4 protein-coding genes and 1 pseudogene are annotated in these 3,480 nt (G+C 71.4%); all 5 read left to right on the plus strand.

The annotated features are described in order from the left end of the window. Nucleotides 1-331: ATP-binding cassette domain-containing protein (locus L995_RS30045; protein ID WP_047475107.1), on the plus strand; the 331-nt coding region annotated here is incomplete at its 5' end. Continuing rightward, the gene (locus L995_RS30050) at nt 324-1,358 is read left to right on the plus strand and encodes an ABC transporter permease (RefSeq protein WP_047475108.1); all 1,035 of its coding nucleotides are present in this window, start codon (nt 324-326) and stop codon (nt 1,356-1,358) included. The genes L995_RS30045 and L995_RS30050, both read left to right, overlap by 8 nt. Further along, nucleotides 1,355-2,392, plus strand: coding sequence for an ABC transporter permease (locus tag L995_RS30055; protein WP_047475110.1), 1,038 nt, complete (start codon nt 1,355-1,357; stop codon nt 2,390-2,392). Before L995_RS30050 ends, L995_RS30055 begins: the two co-directional genes overlap by 4 nt. Then, nucleotides 2,389-3,258, plus strand: a complete 870-nt coding sequence (locus tag L995_RS30060) for a sugar phosphate isomerase/epimerase family protein (protein ID WP_047475112.1) — start codon at nt 2,389-2,391, stop codon at nt 3,256-3,258. The genes L995_RS30055 and L995_RS30060 overlap by 4 nt, the downstream gene beginning before the upstream one ends. Beyond that, nucleotides 3,255-3,480: pseudogene (locus L995_RS30065) on the plus strand (nucleoside/nucleotide kinase family protein); the annotation flags it as partial. The gene L995_RS30060 and the pseudogene L995_RS30065, both read left to right, overlap by 4 nt.

The raw sequence follows: 3,480 nt of genomic DNA on the forward strand, positions 1-3,480 counted from the left end.
CCGCGTGCCCGCGCTGGACGCACCCGTGCACCAGCTGTCCGGCGGCAATGCCCAGCGCGTGGTGCTGGCCCGCTGGCTGGCGACCGCGCCACGCCTGCTGATCCTCGACTCGCCCACCGTGGGCGTGGACATCGGCAACCGCCAGGGCATCTTCGAGATCGTGCACGGGCTCGCCGCGCAGGGCATGGCGGTGATCGTCATCTCGGACGAGGTGGCCGAGGTCCATGCCCACTGCGACCGCGTGCTGCACATGCGCGGCGGGCGCATCGTCGGCGAGTTCCTGCCAGGGGCGCATTCCGAAAGCCAGATCGAGGAAGCCGTCCATGCCTGAACACGCACACGCGCTGCTGCACCACCCCGTCGCCCGGCTGGGCCTGGCCATTGCCGCCATGGCCCTGCTGTTCGGCGCCCTGGCGCCGGGCTTCTGGACGCTGGGCAACTGGATGGACGTGGCCGAGGGCGCATCGGTCACCGCCATCATGGCCGTGGGCCTGCTGGTGGTGCTGGTCGCGGGCGGCATCGACATCTCGTTTGCCGCCACGGCCACGGTGGCGCAGTACCTTGCGGCCCTCGCGGCCACACGCCTGGGCTGGACACCGGCGGCCAGCATCGCGCTGGGCCTGGCCACGGGACTGGCGCTGGGCGCATTCAACGCCCTGCTCATCCACCGCCTGCGCGCCACCTCCATCATCATCACCATCTCCACGCTGAACCTGTACTTCGCGCTGCTGATGCATGGCACGGGCGGCCGGTCCATCTACGACCTGCCGTCGTGGTGGAGCGACTCCGTGGTGCTGGCCCGCTTCGCAAGCGCCGACGGCGCAGACCCCGTGCGCCTGACCCTGCCCATCGCCGTGGCCGGCACAGCCGCCCTGCTGACCGCGCTGCTGCTGGGCCGCAGCGCGCTGGGACGGCGCCTGTACGCCTTCGGCGGCAACCCCGAGGCCGCCCACCGCATGGGCATCGGCCTGGGCGCCATCCAGGGCGTGGCCTATGGCTGGCTCGGCATGATGGCGGCCATCGCAGGCCTGGTGCAGGCGCACCGCGTGGGCGAGTCGGTGCCCAACGCCCTGGTCGGCACGGAGCTGTTCGTGCTCGCAGCCGCCGTGCTGGGCGGCGCCAGCCTGTTCGGCGGCACGGGCAGCGTGGGCGGCGTGCTGATGGGCGTGCTGCTTCTGGCCGTGCTGCGCAACGGGCTGAACCTGATGGGCGTGTCGCCGTATTTCTTCCAGGTGCTGCTGGGCGCCGTGGTGCTGGCCTGCGCCGCCGCAACGGGACTGCGGCGCACGCAGCGAAGAACCCGGCAGCGCAGCGCTGACGCCACTCCTGCAGCGCCCTTGGCGGGGGCCGCGCCATGAACCGCAGCACTGGCGCACCGCTGGGCCTGATCGCGCTGCTGGCACTGCTGTGCGCCGTGTTCACGCTGCTGCTGCCCGGCAGCTTCGCCACCCTGGGCACGCTGCAATCGGTGCTGCTGCAGATCCCCGAGCTGGGCCTGCTGGCACTGGCACAGATGCTGCCGCTGATCAGTGGCGGCATCAACCTGGCCGTGGTCGCCAGCGCCAACATGGCGGGCCTGGCCATGGCCTGGGTGCTGGTGGGAGGCCTGTCGGCGCTGGGCCTGGACCTGTCGGGCCATGAGGGCCTGCTCATCGCCGCAGCACTGACCGTGGGCGCCCTCGCCAGCCTGCTGGTGGGGCTGGCCAGCGGCTGGCTGGTGGCGCGCGTCAACGCCCATCCCATCCTCGTCACGCTGGGCACCATGTCGCTGATCAACGGCCTGTGCGTCTGGCTCACGCGCGGCAAGCCCATTGCAGGCTTTCCCGAGGCCTTCCAGGCCCTGGGCTCCGCCCAGTGGCTGGTCCTGCCGCTGCCGTTCTGGATCTTCGCGGCCGTGTGCCTGCTGGTGGGCCTGTACCTGGGCAGCACACGCCACGGGCTGGCCATCTGCATGGTCGGCTCCAATGCCGAGGCCACGCGCCATGCGGGCATCGACACGCGCCGCGTGCTGATCGGCGTCTACACCCTGTCCACGCTGCTGTGCTGGATCGCGGCGGTGCTGATGATGGCGCGCTTCAACTCGGCCAGCGCGGGCTACGCCCAGTCCTACCTGCTGGTCACGGTGCTTGCGGCCATCCTGGGCGGCACCGATCCCATGGGCGGCTTCGGCCGGGTGTCGGGGCTGTTCGTCGCCCTGCTCGTCCTGCAGGTGCTGTCCAGCGGGGTGAACCTGCTGGGCGCCAATGCCCAGCTCACGCAGGCCCTGTGGGGCGCCACCATGATCGCCGCCGTGGCCGCGCGCCACCTGCTGGCGCGCTGGCGGGGCCGTGCCCGGGCACCCGCCGAACCCTCCCCTTCACGCTCTCGCAGCGTCCAACCGGAGCCCCTATGAACCCCCTCGGCATCCACGCCCTTGTCTGGGCCGGCGACCTGTCGCCGGCCTCCACCCGCCATGTGATCGAGCAGACGCGCCAGGCCGGTTACGACCTGGTCGAGCTGTCCCTGCACGGCCCCCGGCTCATGGACCTGGCGCTCACGCGAGATCTGCTGCAGGAGCATGGCCTGGGCGTGGGCTGCTCGCGGGGCCTGACCTTCGAGGCCGATGTCTCCAGCGAAGACCCCGCCGTGGTCGCGCGCGGCCTGGCGCTGCTGCAAGAGGGCGTGGACATCACGGCGCGCCTGGGCGGACGCTATTTCGGCGGCATCCTCTACGGCGCCATGGCGAAATACGGCCACCCCTGTTCGCCACGGGGCCGGCGCAACGCGATCGAGGCCGTGCGGCGCATTGCCGACTTCGCGGGCGAGCGCGGCGTCACGCTGGGCCTGGAGGTGGTCAACCGCTACGAAAGCAATCTGCTGAACACGGCCACGCAAGCGCTGGAGTTCATCGACGAAGTCGGCCAACCCCATGTCTGCGTGCACCTGGACACCTACCACATGAACATCGAGGAAGCCGACCTTGCCGCCCCCGTGCTGGCCTGCGGACAGCGGCTGGGCTATGTGCACATCGGCGAGAACCACCGCGGCTACCTGGGCGCGGGCCACATCGACTTCGCGCAGTTCTTCGGTGCCCTCGCGCAGATCGACTACCAGGGCACCGTCACCTTCGAGAGCTTCTCGTCGGCCATCGTCAACGAGCAGCTGTCGAACGCGCTGGCCATCTGGCGCCCGATGTGGGAAGACGGCATGGACCTGGCCCTGCACGCACGCGGCTTCATGGCCGACGGGCTGGCCAGCGCGCAGCAGGCACGCGCATGACGGCCATCCTGCCGCCCGAAGCCCTGGCGCGTGCATTTGCGCTGGCACGCTCCGGCCCCCGACGCCTGCTGGGCCTGGCTGGCCCGCCCGGCGCAGGCAAGAGCACGGTCTGCACCGCCCTGCTGCAGGCGCTGGGCCCACTGGCGGCGGCCGTGCCCATGGACGGCTTCCACCTGGCGCAGTCCGCGCTGCAGCGCCTGGGCCGCGCGCAGCGCAAGGGCG

This window comes from Delftia sp. ZNC0008, assembly GCF_000799035.1.
GTDB lineage: Bacteria > Pseudomonadota > Gammaproteobacteria > Burkholderiales > Burkholderiaceae_C > Comamonas > Comamonas tsuruhatensis.

Excerpts from the sequence above, each read along its gene's own strand:
- L995_RS30050 (WP_047475108.1), top strand. The coding sequence starts at position 324 with ATGCCTGAACACGCACACGCGCTGCTGCACCACCCCGTCGCCCGGCTG.
- L995_RS30055 (WP_047475110.1), top strand. The coding sequence starts at position 1,355 with ATGAACCGCAGCACTGGCGCACCGCTGGGCCTGATCGCGCTGCTGGCA.
- L995_RS30060 (WP_047475112.1), top strand. The coding sequence starts at position 2,389 with ATGAACCCCCTCGGCATCCACGCCCTTGTCTGGGCCGGCGACCTGTCG.